Here is a 20,428-nt window from a genome sequence, read left to right as displayed (position 1 = left end):
CCATGGGCGACCTCCTCAACGCTTTCGCCGTCGCCGGCAAGTCGGCGCTCGGCTTCCAGGCGGTGTTCTTCGCACTGCTGGCGATCGGCCTCAACATCCACTTCGGGTACACCGGCCTGCTCAACTTCGGGCAGATCGGCTTCGCCCTGCTCGGGGGCTTCGGCATCGCCATCTCGGTGTCGCAGTGGGGCCTGAACTTCTGGGTCGGTGTGCTCGTCGGCCTGGGCGCGTCCGTCGTCCTCGCGCTGCTCCTGGGTCTGCCGACCCTGCGGCTGCGTGCGGACTACCTGGCGATCGCGACGATCGCCGCGGCCGAGGGGCTACGACTGCTCTTCCGGTCGGTGTCGGCCAGCGAGGTCACCGGGGGAACCCGCGGCCTGGCGGCCTTCAACGGCGACTTCGTCTCCCTCGCCCCGTGGGACACCGGCAAGCGCTACTCGATCCTCGGCACCCGGTGGAGCGGCGGCGAGTTGTGGGTGGCCCTGGTCGGCTGGGTCCTCGTGGCCCTGCTCTGCCTGCTGGTGTGGGCGCTCGTGCGCAGCCCCTGGGGCCGCGTGCTCAAGGCGATCCGCGAGGACGAGGACGCCGTCCGCGCGCTGGGCAAGAACGTCTACCTGTACAAGATGCAGTCGCTGGTGCTCGGCGGCGTCATCGGTGGTCTCGGGGGCATGGTGTACGTGGTGGCCACCGGTGCGGCGAACCCCGACCAGTTCCAGAACGCCAACACGTTCCTCGCCTACGCCGCACTCATCCTCGGCGGCGCTGCGCGGGTGCTCGGACCGGTGGTCGGTGCGGTGATCCTGATGTTCGTCATCCAGTTCGCCGACACCGCCCTGCGGGCGCTGATCGACAACGGCGTCATCCCGGAGGGGCTGCTGTCGGCCACGGACGTGGCGCAGATCCGGTTCGTGCTCGTGGGCCTGGGTCTGATGCTGTTGCTGGTCTTCCGCCCGCAGGGCATCTTCGGTGACCGACGAGAGGTGATGCTCGATGCCCGCTGAGAACACCCCGAGCGGCGCCTCCGCGGCGTCGCTGGGCAAGAGCGGCTCCGGCCGCGTCCCGCAGCGGTTGGCCCAGGCAGCGCTGCGCGACGTGCCCTGGGAGGTCGGTGTCGCCAAGCCGGACCCGGTGATCGTCGTCGAGAACGTCACCCGCACCTTCGGCGGCCTGACCGCGGTGTCGGTCGACCACCTCGAGGTGCAGCGCGGCGGCATCACCGGCCTGATCGGGCCCAACGGCGCCGGCAAGACGACGCTGTTCAACCTGCTCACCGGGTTCGACCAGCCCAACACCGGCACGTGGAGCTTCGACGGCCGGCCGCTGGGCAAGCTCGCGCCGCACCAGGTGGCCCGGCTCGGCGTCGTCCGAACCTTCCAGCTCACCAAGGCACTGTCCCGGCTCACCGTGCTGCAGAACATGCTGCTCGGCGCCCAGGGCCAGCGCGGCGAGAGCTTCTGGCGGGCGCTCGTGCCCGGGACCTGGCGGTCGCAGGAGAAGGCCAACACCGACAAGGCGCTCGACCTGCTCCGGCGGTTCAAGCTCGACGCGAAGAAGGACGACTTCGCCGGCACCCTGTCCGGCGGTCAGCGCAAGCTGCTGGAGATGGCCCGTGCGCTGATGAGCGATCCCAAGGTCGTCATGCTCGACGAGCCCATGGCCGGCGTGAACCCGGCGCTGACGCAGAGCCTGCTCGGCCACGTCAAGGACCTCCGCGAGGAGGGCATGACGGTGATCTTCGTCGAGCACGACATGGACGTCGTCCGCGACATCAGCGACTGGGTGGTCGTCATGGCCGCCGGCCGGGTGATCGCCGAGGGGCCGCCCGAGTCCATCAGCCAGAACCAGGCCGTGGTCGACGCCTACCTCGGCGCGCACCACGATGCCCCGCTGACCGTCGAGGAGGAGGACCAGGTCCTCGCCCAGGCCTCGGCGCAGATCGCCGCCGAGGAGCACGGCGGCGGCGAGGTCCTGGGCTCCGACACCAGCAGGGAGACCGACCGATGAGCGAGCCGCTGTTCCAGGTCGACGAGTCCGGCGAGGAGGTCACCCGCGCCGAGGAGGCCGCAGCGAGCACCACGGAGCTGTCGCCGGCGGAGAAGGCGGCCACCCGCGAGGAGCACCTGCGCCTGGCCGAGGGCGCCCTGGTGCGGGCCGACGACCTCGTCGCCGGCTACGTGCCCGGCGTCAACATCCTCCGGGGCTGCGACTTCTACCTGCAGGAGGGCGAGCTCGTCGGCATCATCGGCCCGAACGGGGCCGGCAAGTCGACGCTGCTCAAGACGTTGTTCGGGCTCATCCCGGTCCGCTCGGGCTCGGTGTCGCTGCGCGGCGAGGACATCACCTCCGCCCCCGCGCACCGGCTGGTGTCCCTCGGCGTCGGATACGTCCCGCAGAACAACAACGTGTTCCCCTCGCTCACCATCGAGGAGAACATGCAGATGGGCGTCTACCTGCGGTCGAAGACGTTCAAGGAGCGCTTCGAGTACGTCGTCGACCTCTTCCCGCTGCTCGGCGAGCGGCGCAAGGGCAAGGCCGGGTCGCTGTCCGGCGGCGAGCGGCAGATGGTGGCCATGGGCCGGGCGCTGATGATGGACCCGTCGGTGCTGCTGCTCGACGAGCCCTCGGCGGGCCTGTCACCGGCCTACCAGGACGAGGTCTTCATCCGCTGCCGGCGGATCAACGCCACCGGCGTCTCCATCATCATGGTCGAGCAGAACGCCCGGCGCTGCCTGCAGATCTGCGACCGCGGCTACGTGCTCGACCAGGGCCGCAACGCCTACACCGACACCGGCCAGTCGCTGATGAACGACCCGAAGGTCATCGAGCTCTACCTGGGGACCCTCGCCAAGGCGCAGTGACCGCCTGAGGCCCGCGACGAGGCCGGCGTCCCCTCTCGGGGGCGCCGGCCTCGTCGCGTGGGTAGGGCCGTGCCCGTGAACTGGACCTGGGACCTCCGCAGCCGCGACGGCGGCATGAACGGCCTGGACTTCTGCCGGGCGCTGACCGCCGGCGGCTTCTCCCGCGTGCTCGTGCACGCCGCGCCCGCCCGCCTGGCGGTGCAGGTCACCGCCGACGACGACACGGTCGTGCTCCGCGGCGACGCCGACCGCAACGGTGACTACTCCCCCGTCACCCTGCTCGAGGTGACCGACGGCGGCCTGCGGCGCAGCGAGGTGTGGCCCGACGAGAGCCACCTGGGCCTGCCGGTGCTGCTGCCCGGCGGGGAGGTCGGCGTCCTGCTGCGCTGGCAGCACGCCCCCGATCGCAGCTGGTGGCGGTGGGCCGTGGAGTTCTCCAACCACCGCGGCCGGCCGGCCGACTGGGCGCCCGGAGACCAGCACCTCCAACGGTGATCACACGACAGCGGCCCGGTACCCCGCGAGGGGTACCGGGCCGCTGCCGGAGAGCGACGGCTACATCAGCGCTGCGGGCCGATGCCGTTCTCGTTGAGCCCCTCGATGATCCGCGAGGACTCGTTGAACCCGATGACGACGATGCCGTCGGGGTTGAGGTCCACCATCTCCTGGACGATGTCGTCGAAGTTGGCGGCGTTCGGGTCGTAGATCACGTTCACGACCTGGTCCTCGCTCAGACCGCCGGCGAGCAGGTTCTCGCGGGTGTTCTCCGCGAGGCCGTTCCCGTAGGAGTCGTTGCGGGCGAGGATGCCGATGGTGTTGTTGCCGTCGGCGGCGAGCAGGTCGGCCAGGGCGCGGGCCTGCAGGACGTCCGGCGGGGCGGTGCGGAAGTACAGCCCGTTGTCGTTGTACGTCGTGAACTGGTCCGACGTGTTCGCGGGGCTGATCTGCATGACACCGGCCGCGGTGATCCGGTCGATGACGTTGAGGCTGACGGTCGAGGACGCCGCACCGACGATCGCGTTGACGCCGGCCTGCAGCAGACGGTCGACGGTCTGGGTGGCGGTGTCGGTCGTGGCGTCGCCGGAGTCACCCTCCTCGAGGCGGACCTCCTGGCCGAGGACACCGCCGGCGGCGTTGATCTCCTGGACGGCCAGCCGGGCGCCGGCGACCTCCGGGGGGCCGAGGAAGGCGAGGTCACCGGTCAGCGGCAGCAGGGTCCCGACGACCAGCTGCTCGGCCGTGGCGCCAGGAGCCGCGGGGGCCGGCCCCTCGTCGGTGGTGGCGTTGGCCTCGTCGCCGGCGAGGACGAACTCGGTCTGCGAGTCGTCGATCGCGTTGTCCTCACCGAACTGCTGGATGCCGAAGCTCGCGGCGGCCGGCTCACCGGCGTCGACGAAGGCCAGCGGGCCGCTGATGCCGTCGTAGTCGGGGTTGCCCCCGGCGTTGACGATGTCGATGCAGGCCTGGAAGGTGTCGCACTTCTCGCCGCCGGTGGTGGTCCCGTTGACGTAGGCCTTGAAGACGTTCGCGTCGTTGGTGCCGGCCAGCTGAGCGGCCAGCGCCGTGATCACGATGGCGTCGTAGGTCTCACCGGCGTAGTTGAAGGTGTTGCCCAGGTTCGGGTCGACCTGCAGGAGCCGCTCGGTGAAGTCCCCGGACAGCTCGGTGAGGGGCAGCGTGCCGCTCATCCCGGCCAGGGCGCCCGGCTCCTCGAAGTCCTCACCGAGGGTGGAACCCATGTTGCCGTCGGTGCCGTAGATGTTGACCTGCTTCTCGCCGCCGCCCGAGGCGTCGCCGCCCGAGCCGCTGCCACCGTCGTCGCCGCCACCGCAGGCGGTGAGGGCGACGAGCGCGGCGGAGGTGACGGCGATGCTGCGGGCGTAGGTACGCGTGCGCATCCAGCAACTCCCAGTTGTCGTACGTAGGTCCGGCGGGCCCCGGACGTGCCGGGGCCCCGTCAGTCCGCAGAACGTAACTGCTGGGTACGAGTAAGGATGCGGGTCCGCGGAGACCGTGATGGGGTCGTGACCTGGTCTGTTCCGGTCGGGTTACGGGTTCCCCCGGGAGGGTGCACCCTCCGCAGCAGCCTCGTCCGTGGCGAGGATCCGCTCGGCGAGCGCCTTCATCGACGTCCGCTCGTTCATGGCCGTGCGCTGGATCCAGCGGAAGGCCTCGGCCTCGGTCATCCCCTGCTCGGCCATGAGCCGGCCCTTGGCCTTCTCCACGACCTTGCGGGCCTCCAGCCGCTCCTCGAGCGTGCGCACCTCGCCGTCCAATGCGGCGATCTCGGTGAACCGGGCGCGGGCCACCTCGATGGCCGGCACGAGGTCGTTCTTGGAGAACGGCTTGACCAGGTAGGCCATCGCGCCGGCGTCGCGCGCCCGCTCGACCAGCTCGCGCTGGCTGAAGGCGGTGAGCACGATGACCGGCGCGATCCGCGCCGAGGCGATCTGCTCGGCGGCCGCCAGCCCGTCGAGGACCGGCATCTGGATGTCGAGGATGACGAGGTCCGGCGTCAGCTCCCGGGCGCGGTCGACGGCGGTCTGCCCGTCCCCGGCCTCGGCGACGACGACGTACCCCTCCTCCTCGAGCATCTCCTTGAGGTCGAGGCGGATGAGGGCCTCGTCCTCGGCGATGAGGACCCGGGTCGGCTCGCTGCTCACGCGGAGGAGCCTAGCGACGACGGCTGGGAGCGGCGTCCCGGTTACGCTGACCGGGTCGTGACGTCGGTCGCGGCGCCTGCCCCCGTACCCCAATCGGCAGAGGGAGCGGATTCAAAACCCGCGCAGTGTGCGTTCGAGTCGCACCGGGGGCACCCCGACGTCGTCGTCCTGCCGGACGACACCGTCACCACGTGCCGTGCCCGCCGCGCGGAGCCCGTCCCGGCGCTCGTCGCGGAGGCCTCCGGCCCCCACTCCTCCCACCGCCTCGCGGGGCGGCTCACGTGGTCGTCGCGGCAGCGCCATACGGTGTCGGGGTGAGCGAGCCCGTGCCCCACATGACCCCCGAGCAGTTCCGGCAGCACGGTCACGAGGTGGTCGACTGGATCGCCGACTACTGGGCGCGCGTCGAGTCCTTCCCCGTCCGCTCGCGGGTCGCCCCCGGCGACGTCCGCGCGGCGCTCCCGCCGTCGGCGCCGGAGCAGGGCGAGCCGTTCTCCGCCGTCCTCGCGGACCTCGAGCAGGTCGTCCTGCCGGGGATCACCCACTGGCAGCACCCCGGCTTCCTCGCCTACTTCCCGGCCAACACCTCCGGCCCCTCGGTGCTCGGCGACCTGCTCTCGGCGGGCCTGGGCGTCCAGGGCATGTCGTGGGTGACCAGCCCGGCGGCCACCGAGCTCGAGCAGCACGTCCTGGACTGGTTCGCCGACCTGCTCGGGCTGCCGGAGGCGTTCCGCTCCACGGGCAGCGGCGGCGGCGTCGTCCAGGACTCCAGCTCCGGGGCCAACCTGGTCGCCCTCCTCGCGGCGCTGCACCGGGCCAGCGGCGGGGCCACCGTCCGGCACGGCGTGGTGCCGGAGGAGTACACGGTCTACGTCTCCTCCGAGACCCACTCGTCGATGGAGAAGGCCGTCCGGATCGCCGGGCTGGGCACCGACGCCATCCGGGTCGTGGAGGTCGACGGCGACCTGGCGATGCGCCCGGGCGCGCTGGCCGCCCGGCTGGAGCGCGACACCGCCCGGGGGCTGAGGCCGGTGCTGGTCTGCGCCACGGTCGGGACGACGTCGACCACCGCGGTGGACCCGCTGGCCGAGATCGGGCGGATCTGCCGCCGCTACGGCGCCTGGCTGCACGTCGACGCCGCGTACGCGGGCGTGAGCGCCGTCGCCCCGGAGCTGCGGCACCTGCAGGCCGGCGTCGAGGAGGCCGACAGCTACACCACCGACGCGCACAAGTGGCTGCTCACCGGCTTCGACGCGACCCTGTTCTGGGTCGCCGACCGGGCGGCGCTCACCGGCGCGCTGTCGATCCTCCCCGAGTACCTGCGCAACGCCGCCACCGAGGCCGGCGCGGTCGTCGACTACCGCGACTGGCAGATCGAGCTGGGCCGCCGGTTCCGCGCGCTCAAGCTGTGGACCGTGCTGCGCTGGTACGGCGCCGAGGGGCTGCGCGCGCACGTCCGGTCCGGTGTCGCGCTCGCGCAGGAGCTCGCCGGCTGGGCCGAGGCCGACGACCGCTTCGACGTCGCCGCCCCGCACCCGCTGTCGCTGGTGTGCCTGCGGCCGCGCTGGCCGGCCGACGTCGACGCCGACGTCGCGACCATGACGCTGCTGGAGCGGCTCAACGACGGCGGCGAGGTGTACCTCACCCACACGACCGTGCGCGGCGCGGTGGTGCTGCGGGTGGCGATCGGCGCGCCGGCGACGACGCGGACGCACGTCGAGCGGGCGTGGGCGCTGCTGTGCGAGGGCCACGAATGGCTGGCCGCCGACTTCGCCGAGCAGGCCGCCGAGCGCGCCCGCGCCGAGGCCGAGCGCAAGGAGGCCGAGCGGCGGGCGGCCGAGGAGGAGACGGCCCGGCGGCACGCCGCCGAGCAGGCGGCCCCGGAGGAGACCCCGGCCGAGGACGTGCCGGCCGACGTCGTGCCGGCCGAGGCGGTGCCGGCTACTCCCCCAGTGACCGGATGAGCCCCTCCTGGGCCACCGTGGCCACGTGCCGGCCGTCGGCGGCCCAGATGCTGCCGAAGCACAGCGCGCGGCCCTCGGAGGCCGCCGGGCTGTCGGTCTCGTAGAGGAACCACTCGTCGGCGCGGAACGGCGCGTGGAACCAGATCGCGTGGTCGAGGCTGGCGCCGACGTAGCGCCCGCCCCACCCGCCGCCGACCCGCGCCAGCCCCGCGGACAGCAGCGTCAGGTCGCTGACGAAGGTCAGCGCCGCCGCCTGCACCCCGGCGTCGTCGGGGAGCCGGCCGGCCACCCGGAACCAGGCGTGCGACTGGGTGGCCGGCGGGGTCTTCGGGTCCGGCGCGAACGGGTTGACCAGCGGCCGCTGCTCCACGGCCCGGCTGATCTCCAGCGCCGGGGCCGCCAGGTCGCCGTACCCGGCGGCGTGGTCGGCCAGCGACAGCAGCTCCTCGGGCCGCGGCACCTCCGGCATCGGCCGCGAGTGCGCGACGACGCCCGGCTCGCCGGCGTGGAAGTCCGCGGTCAGCGCGAAGACGGCGACGTCCTCACCGCGCCGGGTCTGGCAGGCGATGACCCGGCGGGTGGAGAAGGACCGGCCGTCGCGGATCCGCTCGACGGTGTAGCGCAGCTCCTCGTGCGGGTCACCGGGCCGCAGGAAGTACGAGTGCAGCGAGTGCACGCCGCGGCCGCCCGGCACCGTGCGCGTGGCCGCCATCAGCGCCTGCCCGGCCACCTGCCCGCCGAAGATGCGCTGCAGCGTGGTGGTCGGGGTCTGCCCCACGAAGACGTCGGGCGAGCGCTCCTCCAGGTCGAGGACGCTCATCAGCGCGGCGGCCTGGGTCCCGCCGCCGGTCACGAGTCGGTGCCGACTTCGTGCACCCGGATGAGGTTGGTCGACCCGACCGTGTTCGGCGGGCTGCCCGCGACGACGACGACGCGGTCGCCGACCTTGAGCCGGCCGATGGACAGCAGCGAGAAGTCCACCTGCTCGACCATGTCGTCGGTGTGCTGCACCGAGGGCACGAGGAAGGTCTCCACGCCCCAGGACAGCGCCAGCTGGCTGCGGACCCGGCCGTCGACGGTGAAGGCCAGCAGCGGCTGGCGGGGGTGCAGGGCGGCCAGCCGGCGGGTGGTCTCGCCGGTCTGGGTGAAGGTGCACAGCGCCTTGACGTCCAGCGCCTCGCCGATGTCCCGGGCCGCGCGGACGATCGCGCCGGAGCGGGACCGGGACCGCCGGGTGATCTCCGGGGCGCGCGCGTCGGAGCTCTCGACGGCGTCGATGATCCGCTCCATCGTGCGCACCGCCGCGATCGGGTAGCGCCCGACCGAGGTCTCGCCGGAGAGCATCACCGCGTCGGCGCCGTCGAGGACGGCGTTGGCGACGTCGGAGGCCTCGGCGCGGGTGGGCCGCGAGTTGGTGATCATCGACTCGAGCATCTGGGTGGCGACGATGACCGGCTTGTTGCGCTCCCGGGCGGCCTGCACGGCGCGCTTCTGCACCAGCGGCACCTTCTCGAGCGGCAGCTCCACGCCGAGGTCCCCGCGGGCCACCATGACCCCGTCGAAGGCCTCGACGATCGCCTCCAGGTTCGCCACCGCCTCGGGCTTCTCCAGCTTGGCGACGACGGGGACGTGCACGTCCTCCTGGCGCATGATGTCGCGGACCAGCTCGACGTCGGCGGGCGAGCGGACGAACGACAGCGCGACGAAGTCGACCGACAGGTGCAGGGCGAAGCGGAGGTCCTCCTCGTCCTTCCCCGACAGCGCCGGCACGCTCACGGCGACACCGGGCAGCGACAGGCCCTTGTTGTTGGAGACCTCGCCGCCCTCGACGACCAGGCACCAGACGTCGGGCCCGTCGACGGAGACGACCGAGAGGGCGAGCTTGCCGTCGTCGACCAGCAGCCGGTCGCCGACGCGGGCGTCGTTGGCCAGGCCCTTGTAGGTGGTCGAGACACGCTCGGCGGTGCCCTCGACGTCCTCGACGGTGATGCAGACGCGGCTGCCGGTGGCCCAGTGGACCGGGCCGTCGGCGAACGTGCCGAGGCGGATCTTGGGCCCCTGCAGGTCGGCCAGGACGGCGACGGCGCGGCCGGTGCGGTCCGACGCCTGGCGCACGTGGAGGTAGGCCTTCTCGTGGTCGGCGTGCGATCCGTGACTGAAGTTGAGCCGGGCGACGTCCATCCCCGACTCGACCAGGGCGGTGATCTGCTCGAGGGAGCTGGTGGCCGGGCCCAGGGTGCAGACGATCTTCGCGCGGCGGGACATGGGGAGAACGCTAGTGCGCCGCCTCGGGGCGGAACGGACGGGGGCCGGGTCCCGCGGGTGTCGCGGGGACCCGGCCCCTGTCCGGAGCGCTTCGACGGGCTACCGGGGTGTCAGCGCAGCGCCACGGCGGTCGGGGTGACCGGCCGGGGCAGCATGGAGGCACCGGTCAGCCACTGGTCGACCGCACCGGCGGCGGCGCGGCCCTCGGCGATGGCCCACACGATCAGCGACTGGCCGCGGCCGGCGTCGCCGGCCACGAACACGCCGGGCACGGTGGACATGAACTCGCCGTCACGGGCGACGTTGCCGCGCCCGTCGACGTCGAGGCCCAGCGCCTCGACCAGGCCCTCGCGCTGCACACCGGTGAAGCCCATGGCCAGCAGCACCAGCTGGGCCGGCAGCTCGCGCTCGGTGCCCTCGACCTTCTGGAACCGGCCGTCGACCCGCTCCACCTCGTGGATGACCAGGGCGCGCACGCGGCCCTCGTCGTCGCCGAGGAAGCGCTCGGTGTTCACCGAGTACAGCCGCTCGCCGCCCTCCTCGTGCGCCGAGGAGACCCGCATGATCATCGGGTAGGTCGGCCAGGGGTTGCCCTCGGCCCGCTTGTCCGGTGGCGCGGGCATGATCTCCAGCTGGGTGACCGAGCGGGCGCCCTGCCGGTGCGAGGTGCCCAGGCAGTCCGCGCCGGTGTCGCCGCCGCCGATGATCACGACGTCCTTGCCCCGGGCGGTGATCGGCGGGTCGTCGAGCTCGCCGAGCGCCTGCCGGTTGCCGAAGGGCAGGAACTCCATGGCCAGGTGGATGCCGGCGAGCTCCCGCCCGGGGGCGGGCAGGTCGCGGCCGACGGTGGCGCCCGCGGCGATCACGACGGCGTCGAACTCCCCGCGCAGCTGCTCGGCCGACAGGTCGTCCGGGCCGTTGCCGCCGACCTCGACGCCCGTGACGAAGCGGGTGCCCTCGGCGCGCATCTGGTCCAGCCGCCGGTCCAGGACGGCCTTCTCCATCTTGAACTCGGGGATGCCGTACCGGAGCAGCCCGCCGACCTTGTCCGCCCGCTCGTAGACGGTGACGTCGTGCCCGGCGCGGGTGAGCTGCTGTGCGGCGGCCAGGCCCGCCGGCCCGGACCCGACGACGGCGACCTTCTTGCCGGTGCGCTCGGCCGGGGCCTGCGGCTCGACGTAGCCGTGTTCGAAGGCCTGGTCGATGATCTCCCACTCGATCTGCTTGATCGTGACCGGCGAGTCCTGCAGGTTCAGCACGCAGGCGCCCTCGCAGGGAGCCGGGCACAGCTTCCCGGTGAACTCCGGGAAGTTGTTGGTCGCGTGCAGCCGCTCGATCGCGTCGCGCCAGTCGTCCCGGCGGGCGAGGTCGTTCCACTCCGGGATCAGGTTGCCCAGCGGGCAGCCGTGGTGGCAGAACGGGATGCCGCAGTCCATGCACCGCGCGGCCTGCTGGCGCAGCGCGGCGACCGGGTAGACGCCGTCCTCCCCGTTCTGCCGGGAGAGGTAGACGTCCTTCCAGTCGAGGATGCGGACGTCGACCGGCCGCCGGGGCGGCAGCGCCCGCTCGTACTTCAGGAACCCCGTGGAGTCAGCCACGTGCGGCCTCCATCACTGCTCGATCCACATCCGTGCCGGCGGCCTCGGCGGCGCGCCGGGCCTCGAGGGCGCGACGGTAGTCGCGCGGCATGATCACGCTGAACTGCTCGGACCAGCGGCCCCAGTCGGCCAGCAGGGCCGCCGCGACCGGCGACTCGGTCTCGGCGTGGTACCGGACCAGCACGTCGCGCAGCCACTGCGCGGACTCGCCGTCCAGCGCCTCGACGTCGACCATCTCGGGGTTCACCCGGTGCCGGGCGAGGTCCAGGACGTAGCCGATGCCGCCGGACATGCCGGCCGCGACGTTGCGCCCGGTGGGCCCGAGGATCACCGCGCGGCCGCCGGTCATGTACTCCAGCGCGTGGTCGCCGACGCCCTCGACGACGGCCAGCGCGCCGGAGTTGCGCACGCAGAACCGCTCGCCGACCCGCCCGCGCAGGAAGACCTCCCCGCTGGTGGCGCCGTAGCCGATGACGTTGCCGGCGATGACGTTGTCCTCGGCGGCGAAGGTCGCCTCCCGGGCCGGGCGGACGACGATCCGCCCGCCGGACAGGCCCTTGCCGACGTAGTCGTTGGCGTCGCCGAGCAGCCGCATGGTGATGCCGCGCGGCACGAAGGCGCCGAAGGACTGGCCGGCCGACCCGGTGAAGGTCAGGTCGATCGTGTCGTCGGGCAGGCCCTCGCCGCCGAAGCGGCGGGTCACCATCGAGCCGAGCATCGTGCCGACGGTGCGGTTGACGTTGCGCACCGGCAGCTCCAGGCGCACCGGCCGCGCGTCGAGCAGGGCGCCCTCGCACAGCTGGATCAGCGTCTGGTCCAGCGCGACGTCGAGGCCGTGGTCCTGGGTGCGGACCGCCCGACGGGACGCGCCCTCGGGGAGCTCGGGCTGCGCGAGCATCGGCGAGAGGTCCAGGCCGCTGGCCTTCCAGTGGTCGACCGCGCGCCGGGTGTCGAGCAGCTCGGTGTGGCCGACGGCCTCGTCGACCGAGCGGAAGCCCAGCTCGGCGAGGTACTGCCGGACCTGCTCGGCGAGGAACTCGAAGAAGGTGACGACGAACTCCGGCCGCCCGGTGAACCGCTTGCGCAGCTCCGGGTTCTGGGTGGCCACGCCGACCGGGCAGGTGTCCAGGTGGCAGACCCGCATCATGATGCAGCCCGACACCACCAGCGGAGCGGTGGCGAAGCCGTACTCCTCGGCGCCGAGCAGCATCGCGACGAGCACGTCGCGGCCGGTCTTCATCTGGCCGTCGGCCTGCACCACGATCCGGTCGCGCAGGCCGTTGGCCAGCAGCGTCTGCTGCGTCTCGGCCAGGCCCAGCTCCCACGGCGAGCCGGCGTGCTTGAGCGAGGTCAGCGGGGCGGCACCGGTGCCGCCGTCGTGCCCGGAGATCAGGACGACGTCGGCGTGCGCCTTGCTGACGCCGGCCGCGACCGTCCCGACCCCGACCTCGGCGACCAGCTTGACGTTGATCCGCGCCTCGGTGTTCGCGTTCTTGAGGTCGTGGATGAGCTGCTTGAGGTCCTCGATCGAGTAGATGTCGTGGTGCGGCGGCGGGCTGATCAGGCCGACGCCCGGCGTCGAGTGCCGGGTGCGGGCCACCCACGGGTAGACCTTGCCGCCGGGCAGCTGGCCGCCCTCGCCGGGCTTGGCGCCCTGCGCCATCTTGATCTGGATGTCGTCGGAGTTGACCAGGTACTCGCTGGTCACGCCGAAGCGGCCGCTGGCCACCTGCTTGATCGCCGAGCGGCGCAGGTCGCCGTTCGGGTCGGGCACGTAGCGGTCGGGGTCCTCCCCGCCCTCACCGGTGTTCGACTTGCCGCCGAGCCGGTTCATGGCGATGGCGAGGGTCTCGTGCGCCTCCTGCGAGATGGAGCCGTAGCTCATCGCGCCGGTCTGGAAGCGCTTGACGATCTCGCTGGCCGGCTCGACCTCCTCGAGCGGCACCGGCGGGCGCACGCCCTTCCTGATCTCGAACAGGCCGCGCAGCGTGGCGGCCTCCTCCGAGAGCGCGTCGACGGTGTCGGTGTAGCGCTGGAACACCTCGAACTGCCGCGAGCGGGTGGAGTGCTGGAGCAGGAACACCGTCTCGGGGTTGAACAGGTGCACCTCGCCCTCGCGGCGCCACTGGTACTCGCCGCCGGTCTCCAGCCGCCGGTGCGCGCGCTCGGTCGGGTTCTCCGGGTAGGCGCGCCGGTGCCGCATGGCGACCTCCTCGGCGAGGACGTCCATGCCGACGCCGCCGAGAGGACACGAGGTGCCGGTGAAGTACTCGTCGACGACGTCCTGCGACAGGCCGACGGCCTCGAAGATCTGCGCCATCGTGTACGAGCCGACGGTGCTGATGCCCATCTTGCTCATGACCTTGAGGACGCCCTTGCCGAGCGCCTTGACGACGTTGCGCACCGCCTGGGCGGGCTGCACGCCGGTGAGGACGCCGTCGCGGATGAGGTCCTCGATGGACTCGAAGGCCAGGTACGGGTTGACCGCGGCCGCGCCGTAGCCGAGCAGCAGCGCGACGTGGTGCACCTCGCGGCAGTCGCCGGACTCGACGACCAGGCCGACCTCCATGCGGGTGCGCTCGCGCACCAGGTGGTGGTGGACGGCGGCGGTCATGAGCAGCGACGGGATCGGCGCGCGCTTCTCGTCGCAGTCGCGGTCGGAGAGCACGATGACCCGCGCGCCGGCCGCGATCGCCTTGCTGACCTTGTTCCGCAGCTCCTCGACCGCCTGCACCAGCGCGGGGCCGCCGCCGGTGACGTCGAAGTGGCCGGTGATCCGGACGGCGGCGAAGCCGGGCAGGTCGCCGTCGTCGTCGATGTGCAGGATCTTGGCCAGCTCGTCGTTGTCGATGACCGGGTAGGGCAGGTACACCTGCCGGCAGGAGGCCGGGGTGGCCGTGAGCAGGTTCTGCTCCGGGCCGAAGGTGCGCCCGAGGCTGGTGACCAGCTCCTCGCGGATGGCGTCCAGCGGCGGGTTGGTCACCTGGGCGAACAGCTGCCCGAAGTAGTCGTAGAGCTGCCGCGAGCGGTCCGACAGCGCCGCGATCGGGGTGTCGGTGCCCATGGAGCCGATCGGCTCGGCGCCGGTGGCGGCCATCGGCGTGAGGAGGACGCGCAGCTCCTCCTCGGTGTAGCCGAACAGCTGCTGGCGGCGCACCACCGACTCGTGGCTGGGCCGCGCGCGCCGCCGCTCGGGGAGCGAGGGCAGGTGCACCAGGCCGGCGTGCAGCCAGTCCTCGTAGGGGTGCTCGGCGGCCAGGGCGCCCTTGACGTCCTCGTCGGAGACGATCGCACCCGACGCGGTGTCGACGAGGAACATCCGGCCCGGCTGCAGCCGGCCCTTGGCGACGACGTCGCCAGCCGGGATGTCGAGGACGCCGGCCTCGCTGGCGAGGACGACGAGGTCGTCCTTGGTGTGCCACCAGCGGCCCGGGCGCAGGCCGTTGCGGTCGAGGACGGCGCCGATGAGCGTGCCGTCGGTGAACGCGACGCAGGCCGGCCCGTCCCAGGGCTCCATGATCGAGGAGTGGAACCGGTAGAAGGCCCGGCGGGCCGGGTCCATCTCGTCGTGGTTCTCCCACGCCTCCGGGATCATCATGAGCACCGCGTGCGGCAGCGAGCGGCCGGACAGGTGCAGCAGCTCGAGCACCTCGTCGAAGGTCGCCGAGTCGCTGAAGTCGCTCGCGGTGACCGGGAAGACCCGGTCCAGGCCGAGCTCGGAGGCCGGGCCGGCGGGGCCGTCGAACAGCTCGGTCTCGAGCTTGGCCTCGCGGGCGCGCATCCGGTTGCGGTTGCCCTTGATGGTGTTGATCTCGCCGTTGTGGGCGATGAACCGGAACGGGTGCGCCAGCGGCCAGCTCGGGAAGGTGTTGGTGGAGAACCGGCTGTGCACCAGCGCGATCGCCGACTCGTAGCGCTCGTCGCGCAGGTCGGGGAAGAACGCGGGCAGCTGGTCGGTGGTCAGCATGCCCTTGTAGGTGATGGTGCGGCTGGACAGCGAGACGACGTAGAGCGAGCTGCCGGCCTCGCGGGCCTCCCGCTCGGCGCGCTTGCGCAGCACGAACGAGCGCCGCTCCAGCCGGGTGACGCCGTTGACCTCGCGCGGGCCGCCGAAGGCCTGCTCGTCGGCGCGGGCGCCCATGGTCTCGGCGACGAACAGCTGCCCGAAGTGCGGCATGACCGCGCGGGCGGTGGGGCCGAGGTCGGCGCCGTCGGGGTCGACCGGCACGTCGCGCCACCCGAGGACGGTCAGGCCCTCCTCGGCGGCGATCCGCTCGACGTCGGCGTAGCGGGCGGCCCGCTCCTGCTCGTCGACCGGGAGGAAGGCGACGCCGACGGAGTACTCACCCAGCGGGGGCAGGTCGAAGTCGACGCTGGCCCGCAGCAGCGCGTCGGGCACCTGGGTCAGGATGCCGGCGCCGTCCCCGGAGTTGGGCTCGGAGCCGGCGGCCCCGCGGTGGTCGAGGTTGTGCAGCGCGGTCAGGCCGGCGGCCACGATCGCGCGGGAGCGGCGGCCGCGGGCGTCGGCCACGAAGGCGACGCCGCAGGCATCCGAGTCGTTCGCCGGGTCGTAGAGACCGGAGGCCGCCGGCGTCGCCGAGAAGGGGACGGCCGAGCCGGCGGTGGTGCGGGGGGCGGGGGTGCGGGACCCGGACATGATCACTCCCGTCGTCGGCCTGCGCGCGGTCCCCGGAGGACGTCGCGGGGCGCGGGGCCCGGCCGGTGGTCAGAGGGTGCGGTGCACGGAAGCAGTGGCGGACAGCGGAGCCGGTGACCGGCCGGGACACGGTGGCCCGGACAGGCGGAGGACCGGCGGCCCCGCGGGTGGTTGCGCGGGGTCGTCGTCCCGCGGGGCAGCGCTGGCCCGGTTTCGACGCGAACGACACACCAGGATCACCGGCGGGTCTGGACAGGAGGGTACACAGCGGTGACACCCGGCCCACCGGTGGAAACCGATCCGTCGGCGCGTCCTCTCAGGTGGTGCCCGGCGCGTCGTGAGACCGGTCACCCCGCCGCTCCTGGGCGGGCGCGTCGGTGCTGGTCGGGGCGTCGTCGGCGGTGCCGGCGTCGGCGGCCGGGGTGTCGTCGTCGTCACGTCCGGCGGGGGCGTCCGGGTGGATCACCTCCCGCGGGCGGCCGCGCTGCCAGACCATGTAGGCCACGGCGAGCAGCCCCACCACGATGCAGGTGAACACGTTGAGCCGGACGCCGAGGAAGCGGTTGGCGTCGTCGATGCGCAGCACCTCGATCCACAGCCGGCCGGCGCAGTACAGCGCGACGTAGAGCGCGAACGCGCGGCCGTGGGACAGCCGGAACCGGCGGTCGGCCCAGACGACGACCGCGGCCGCGGCGAGGTTCCACAGCAGCTCGTAGAGGAACGCCGGGTGGAAGGTGGCGAACGCCCCGTAGCCGTCGGGGCGGTGCGCCAGGTCGATCTCCAGGCCCCAGGGCAGCGTGGTGGGCCGGCCGAACAGCTCCTGGTTGAACCAGTTGCCCAGCCGGCCGACCGCCTGGGCCACCAGCAGGCCGGGGGCGATGGCGTCACCGAACGCCGGCAGCGGGATGCCGCGGCGGCGGCAGGCGATCCAGGCGCCGACGCCGCCGAGGGCGATGGCGCCCCAGATGCCGAGGCCGCCCTCCCAGATGGCGAACGCCTTGACCGGGTCGCCGTTCTCGCCGAAGTAGGGCTGCGGCGTGCTGATCACGTGGTAGAGCCGGCCGCCGATGATCCCGAAGGGCACCGCCCACATCGCGATGTCGAGCACCTCGCCGGGCCGGCCGCCGCGGGCGACCCAGCGCCTCTCGGCGATCCAGCAGGCCGCGACGATGCCGGCGATGATGCACAGCGCGTAGGCGCGCAGCGGGAACGGCCCGAGGTGCCACACCCCCTGCGCCGGGCTGGGGATGCTCGCGAGGACGGTCACGGCACGGCCACCCGGCGGCGCACGCCCGCGGCGAGCTCCCCGGACAGCCGGCGCACGCCGTCGGCGCCCCGGCCCTCGAGCAGCTCCCGCACGTAGGCCGACCCGACGATGACGCCGTCGGCGAAGCCCGCCACCTCGGCGGCCTGGTCGCCGTCGGAGACGCCCAGACCCACGCACACCGGGGTGTCGGTGACCGCGCGGGTGCGGGCGACCAGCCGCTCGGCGGCGTCGCCGACGGTGGCGCGGGTGCCGGTGACGCCCATCGTGGACGCGGCGTAGACGAACCCGCGGCAGGCCGCGGTGGTCGACGCCAGCCGCGCGTCGGTGGACGACGGCGCGACGAGGAACACCCGGTCCAGGTCGTGTTCCTCCGACGCCGCGAGCCACGCGGCGGCCTCGTCGGGGATGAGGTCGGGCGTGATCGCGCCCGCTCCCCCGGCGGCGGCCAGGTCGGCGGCGAACCGCTCGACGCCGTAGCGCTCGACCGGGTTCCAGTAGCTCATGACCACCGGCACCGCGCCCGCGGCGTCGACGGCCTCGACGGCGCGCAGCACGTCGCGCATGCCGACGCCGGCGCGCACGGCGGGGTCGACCGCCTGCTGGATGACCGGGCCGTCCATGCCGGGGTCGGAGTAGGGGACGCCGATCTCCACGACGTCGGCCCCGCCCTCCACCGCCGCGACCATGGCCGCGATCGAGTCGTCCACGCTGGGGTAGCCGACCGGCAGGTAGGCGACCAGCGCGGCGCGGCCCTCGGCGCGGGCGGCGCGGATGCGCTGCTCCAGGCGGCTCACTGGCACTCCTCGCTGGCGCTCGTCGGCCGCTCGCGGCTGCTGTGCCCTTGCTGAGCTCGCGAGCTCGCTCACGACGGGCTCCCCGCGGCCCGGCCGGGCACCGCGTCGCCGGAGGCGACGGCGCCCTCGGTGGGCTGCTGGTGGGTGTCCATTCCGGGGCCGGGGTCGACCTCGTCGCGGTCGCCGAGGCCGAACCAGCGCGACGCGGTCTCGACGTCCTTGTCCCCCCGGCCGGAGAGGTTGACCAGCAGGAGGGCGTCGGGTCCCAGCTCGCGGCCGAGCCGCATGGCACCGGCGAGGGCGTGCGCGGACTCGATCGCCGGGATGATGCCCTCGGTCCGGCACAGCAGCGCGAAGGCCTCCATGGCCTCGGCGTCGGTGACCGGGCGGTACTCGGCCCGGCCGACGTCGTGCAGGAAGCTGTGCTCGGGCCCGACGCCGGGGTAGTCCAGCCCGGCGCTGATCGAGTGCGACTCGATCGTCTGGCCGTTGTCGTCCTGCAGCAGGTAGGAGCGGGCGCCGTGCAGCACGCCGGGCGCTCCCCCGGTGATCGTCGCGGCGTGCCGGCCGGTCTCGACGCCGTCGCCGCCGGCCTCCAGGCCGACCAGGCGGACGCCCTCGTCGGGCACGAACGCGGTGAAGATGCCGATGGCGTTGGAGCCGCCGCCGACGCAGGCGAGGACGGCGTCGGGCAGCCGGCCCTCGCGCTCGAGCACCTGGGCGCGGGCCTCGTCGCCGATCACCCGCTGGAAGTCGCGGACCATCGCCGGGAACGGGTGCGGGCCGGCGACGGTGCCGAAGACGTAGTTGGTGGTCTCGACGTTGGTCACCCAGTCGCGGAACGCCTCGTTGATCGCGTCCTTGAGGGTGCGCGAGCCGGTGGTCACCGGCACCACCTCGGCGCCGAGCAGCCGCATGCGGGCGACGTTGAGCGCCTGCCGGCGGGTGTCCTCCTCGCCCATGTAGATCGTGCAGGACAGGCCCATGAGCGCCGCGGCGGTCGCGGTGGCGACGCCGTGCTGGCCGGCGCCGGTCTCGGCGATGACCCGCTGCTTCCCGATCCGCCGCGTGAGCAGCGCCTGGCCCAGCACGTTGTTGATCTTGTGCGAGCCGGTGTGGTTGAGGTCCTCGCGCTTGAGCAGCACGCGGGCGCCGCCGCAGTGCTCGGCGAAGCGCGGCACCTCGGTGACCGGGCTCGGGCGGCCGGTGTAGTCGCGCTGCAGGGCGGCGAACTCGGCGACGAACGCGGGGTCGACCCGCATGGCCTCGTAGGCCTCGGTGAGCTCGTCGAGGGCGGCGATCAGCGCCTCGGGGACGAACCGGCCGCCGAAGACGCCGAAGTGACCGGTGGCGTCGGGCCACGCCGGGCGCGCCGGGTCGCTGCGCTGCTCGGGCGGGTGGACGGCACTCGTGGTCATGCCCCCCAGTGTCCCGCGCCGGGGCGCGCTGGTGGCGTAGGGGGTCCACGTGCCGCGCCCGCGAGCGGCTCCTCTGCAGGGGCCCGCCCCGAGCCTGCGAGGGGTGGGGGCAGAGGGGTCCTTCCTCAGCGCGCGGTGCGGGGGACCGCGGGGTGCGACCCGGCGGTGACCAGGTCGGCGACCGCCTGGCGCGGGTCGCCGGCGGTGACCAGGCCCTCGCCGACCAGGACGGCGTCGGCGCCGGCGGAGGCGTAGGCGATGAGCTCGCGCGGGCCGCGGACGCCGGACTCGGCGACCTTGACCACGCCCGAGGGCAGCCCGGGCGCGATCCGCTCGAAGGTGCCGAGGTCGACGTCGAGGGTGGTGAGGTCGCGGGCGTTGACGCCGATCACCGAGGCGCCGGCGGCCAGCGCGCGGTCGGCCTCGGCCTCGGTGTGCACCTCGACCAGGGCGGTCATGCCGAGCGACTCGACCCGCTCGAGCAGGCCCAGCAGCGCGTTCTGCTCCAGGGCCGCGACGATCAGCAGGACGACGTCGGCGCCGTGGGCGCGGGCCTCGTGCACCTGGTAGCTGCTGACCACGAAGTCCTTGCACAGAACCGGCACGTCGACGGCGGCGCGGACGGCGGCCAGGTCGGCATGCGACCCGCCGAAGCGGCGCCGCTCGGTGAGGACGCTGATCACCCGGGCGCCGCCGGCGGCGTACTGGGCGGCGAGGACGGCGGGGTCGGGGATGTCGGCCAGCGCGCCCTTGCTGGGGCTGCGGCGCTTGACCTCCGCGATCACGCCGACACCGGGCTCGCGGAGCGCGGCCAGGGCGTCGCGGGCGGGGCGGGCGTCGCGGGCGGCGGCCCGGACCTCGGCCAGCGGGGTGGCCGCCTCGCGCGCCGCGACGTCCTCGCGGACGCCGGCGACGATGTCGTCGAGGACGGTCACACCGCCTCC

15 protein-coding genes and 1 tRNA gene are annotated in these 20,428 nt (G+C 73.4%); 6 read left to right on the top strand and 10 right to left on the bottom strand.

Annotated features, from left to right (window positions below):
* Positions 1-2: 2 nt before the first annotated feature.
* The 4 genes from ACI8AA_RS07840 (at position 3) to ACI8AA_RS07825 (ending at position 3,353) form a co-directional block, all read left to right on the top strand.
* Entirely contained in the window at positions 3-1,001 is a 999-nt protein-coding gene (locus ACI8AA_RS07840) for a branched-chain amino acid ABC transporter permease (RefSeq protein WP_457043932.1), read from the top strand.
* Positions 991-2,004, top strand: a complete 1,014-nt coding sequence (locus ACI8AA_RS07835; protein ID WP_457043931.1) for an ABC transporter ATP-binding protein — start codon at positions 991-993, stop codon at positions 2,002-2,004. The genes ACI8AA_RS07840 and ACI8AA_RS07835 overlap by 11 nt, the downstream gene beginning before the upstream one ends.
* Positions 2,001-2,858: an ABC transporter ATP-binding protein gene (locus tag ACI8AA_RS07830; protein WP_457043930.1), complete on the top strand. Its 858-nt coding sequence runs from the start codon at positions 2,001-2,003 to the stop codon at positions 2,856-2,858. Before ACI8AA_RS07835 ends, ACI8AA_RS07830 begins: the two co-directional genes overlap by 4 nt.
* A 75-nt stretch (positions 2,859-2,933) precedes the next feature.
* The gene (locus ACI8AA_RS07825) at positions 2,934-3,353 is read left to right on the top strand and encodes a DUF7712 family protein (RefSeq protein ID WP_457043929.1); all 420 of its coding nucleotides are present in this window, start codon (positions 2,934-2,936) and stop codon (positions 3,351-3,353) included.
* 65 nt (positions 3,354-3,418) lie between these two features.
* On the opposite strand, the gene ACI8AA_RS07820 is transcribed toward ACI8AA_RS07825, so the two are convergent.
* Positions 3,419-4,756 (bottom strand): ABC transporter substrate-binding protein, encoded by a 1,338-nt coding sequence (locus ACI8AA_RS07820; protein ID WP_457043928.1) that lies wholly within the window; start codon positions 4,754-4,756, stop codon positions 3,419-3,421.
* A 150-nt stretch (positions 4,757-4,906) separates the two neighbouring features.
* Entirely contained in the window at positions 4,907-5,521 is a 615-nt protein-coding gene (locus ACI8AA_RS07815; RefSeq protein WP_457043927.1) for an ANTAR domain-containing response regulator, read from the bottom strand.
* Between the two features lie 78 nt (positions 5,522-5,599).
* Here ACI8AA_RS07815 and ACI8AA_RS07810 point away from each other — a divergent pair.
* Positions 5,600-5,673: transfer RNA gene (locus ACI8AA_RS07810), tRNA-Leu, on the top strand.
* A 162-nt stretch (positions 5,674-5,835) separates the two neighbouring features.
* Entirely contained in the window at positions 5,836-7,485 is a 1,650-nt protein-coding gene (locus tag ACI8AA_RS07805) for an aminotransferase class V-fold PLP-dependent enzyme (RefSeq protein WP_457043926.1), read from the top strand.
* Here ACI8AA_RS07805 and ACI8AA_RS07800 read toward each other — a convergent pair.
* From ACI8AA_RS07800 to trpC, 8 genes are all read right to left on the bottom strand, one after another.
* Positions 7,463-8,338: an acyl-CoA thioesterase gene (locus ACI8AA_RS07800; RefSeq protein WP_457043925.1), complete on the bottom strand. Its 876-nt coding sequence runs from the start codon at positions 8,336-8,338 to the stop codon at positions 7,463-7,465. The genes ACI8AA_RS07805 and ACI8AA_RS07800 overlap by 23 nt on opposite strands.
* A complete protein-coding gene (gene pyk, locus ACI8AA_RS07795; RefSeq protein ID WP_457043924.1) occupies positions 8,335-9,750 on the bottom strand; it encodes a pyruvate kinase in 1,416 nt (471 codons plus the stop codon). The genes ACI8AA_RS07800 and pyk overlap by 4 nt, the downstream gene beginning before the upstream one ends.
* A gap of 110 nt (positions 9,751-9,860) precedes the next feature.
* Positions 9,861-11,348, bottom strand: a complete 1,488-nt coding sequence (locus ACI8AA_RS07790) for a glutamate synthase subunit beta (protein ID WP_457043923.1) — start codon at positions 11,346-11,348, stop codon at positions 9,861-9,863.
* Entirely contained in the window at positions 11,341-16,005 is a 4,665-nt protein-coding gene (gene gltB / locus ACI8AA_RS07785; RefSeq protein WP_457043922.1) for a glutamate synthase large subunit, read from the bottom strand. The genes ACI8AA_RS07790 and gltB overlap by 8 nt, the downstream gene beginning before the upstream one ends.
* A gap of 316 nt (positions 16,006-16,321) precedes the next feature.
* A complete protein-coding gene (lgt, locus tag ACI8AA_RS07780; RefSeq protein WP_457043921.1) occupies positions 16,322-17,272 on the bottom strand; it encodes a prolipoprotein diacylglyceryl transferase in 951 nt (316 codons plus the stop codon).
* Positions 17,269-18,066 carry a tryptophan synthase subunit alpha gene (trpA, locus tag ACI8AA_RS07775; RefSeq protein WP_457043920.1) on the bottom strand — a complete coding sequence of 266 codons (798 nt, stop codon included), beginning with the start codon at positions 18,064-18,066 and terminating at the stop codon, positions 17,269-17,271. The genes lgt and trpA overlap by 4 nt, the downstream gene beginning before the upstream one ends.
* 68 nt (positions 18,067-18,134) lie before the next feature.
* Positions 18,135-19,484: a tryptophan synthase subunit beta gene (gene trpB, locus ACI8AA_RS07770; protein ID WP_457043919.1), complete on the bottom strand. Its 1,350-nt coding sequence runs from the start codon at positions 19,482-19,484 to the stop codon at positions 18,135-18,137.
* Between the two features lie 125 nt (positions 19,485-19,609).
* The gene (gene trpC, locus ACI8AA_RS07765; RefSeq protein WP_457043918.1) at positions 19,610-20,419 is read right to left on the bottom strand and encodes an indole-3-glycerol phosphate synthase TrpC; all 810 of its coding nucleotides are present in this window, start codon (positions 20,417-20,419) and stop codon (positions 19,610-19,612) included.
* Positions 20,420-20,428: the final 9 nt, after the last annotated feature.

This window comes from Geodermatophilus sp. SYSU D01180 (genome assembly GCF_054050415.1).
Note: the sequence above shows the minus strand (reverse complement) of the source record. Positions and strands in the feature narration are given on the sequence as shown.

Coding starts and splice junctions, on each gene's coding strand:
- ACI8AA_RS07840 (WP_457043932.1), top strand. CDS start 3: ATGGGCGACCTCCTCAACGCTTTCGCCGTCGCCGGCAAGTCGGCGCTC.
- ACI8AA_RS07835 (WP_457043931.1), top strand. CDS start 991: ATGCCCGCTGAGAACACCCCGAGCGGCGCCTCCGCGGCGTCGCTGGGC.
- ACI8AA_RS07830 (WP_457043930.1), top strand. CDS start 2,001: ATGAGCGAGCCGCTGTTCCAGGTCGACGAGTCCGGCGAGGAGGTCACC.
- ACI8AA_RS07820 (WP_457043928.1), bottom strand. CDS start 4,756: ATGCGCACGCGTACCTACGCCCGCAGCATCGCCGTCACCTCCGCCGCG.
- pyk (WP_457043924.1), bottom strand. CDS start 9,750: ATGTCCCGCCGCGCGAAGATCGTCTGCACCCTGGGCCCGGCCACCAGC.
- gltB (WP_457043922.1), bottom strand. CDS start 16,005: ATGTCCGGGTCCCGCACCCCCGCCCCCCGCACCACCGCCGGCTCGGCC.
- trpB (WP_457043919.1), bottom strand. CDS start 19,484: ATGACCACGAGTGCCGTCCACCCGCCCGAGCAGCGCAGCGACCCGGCG.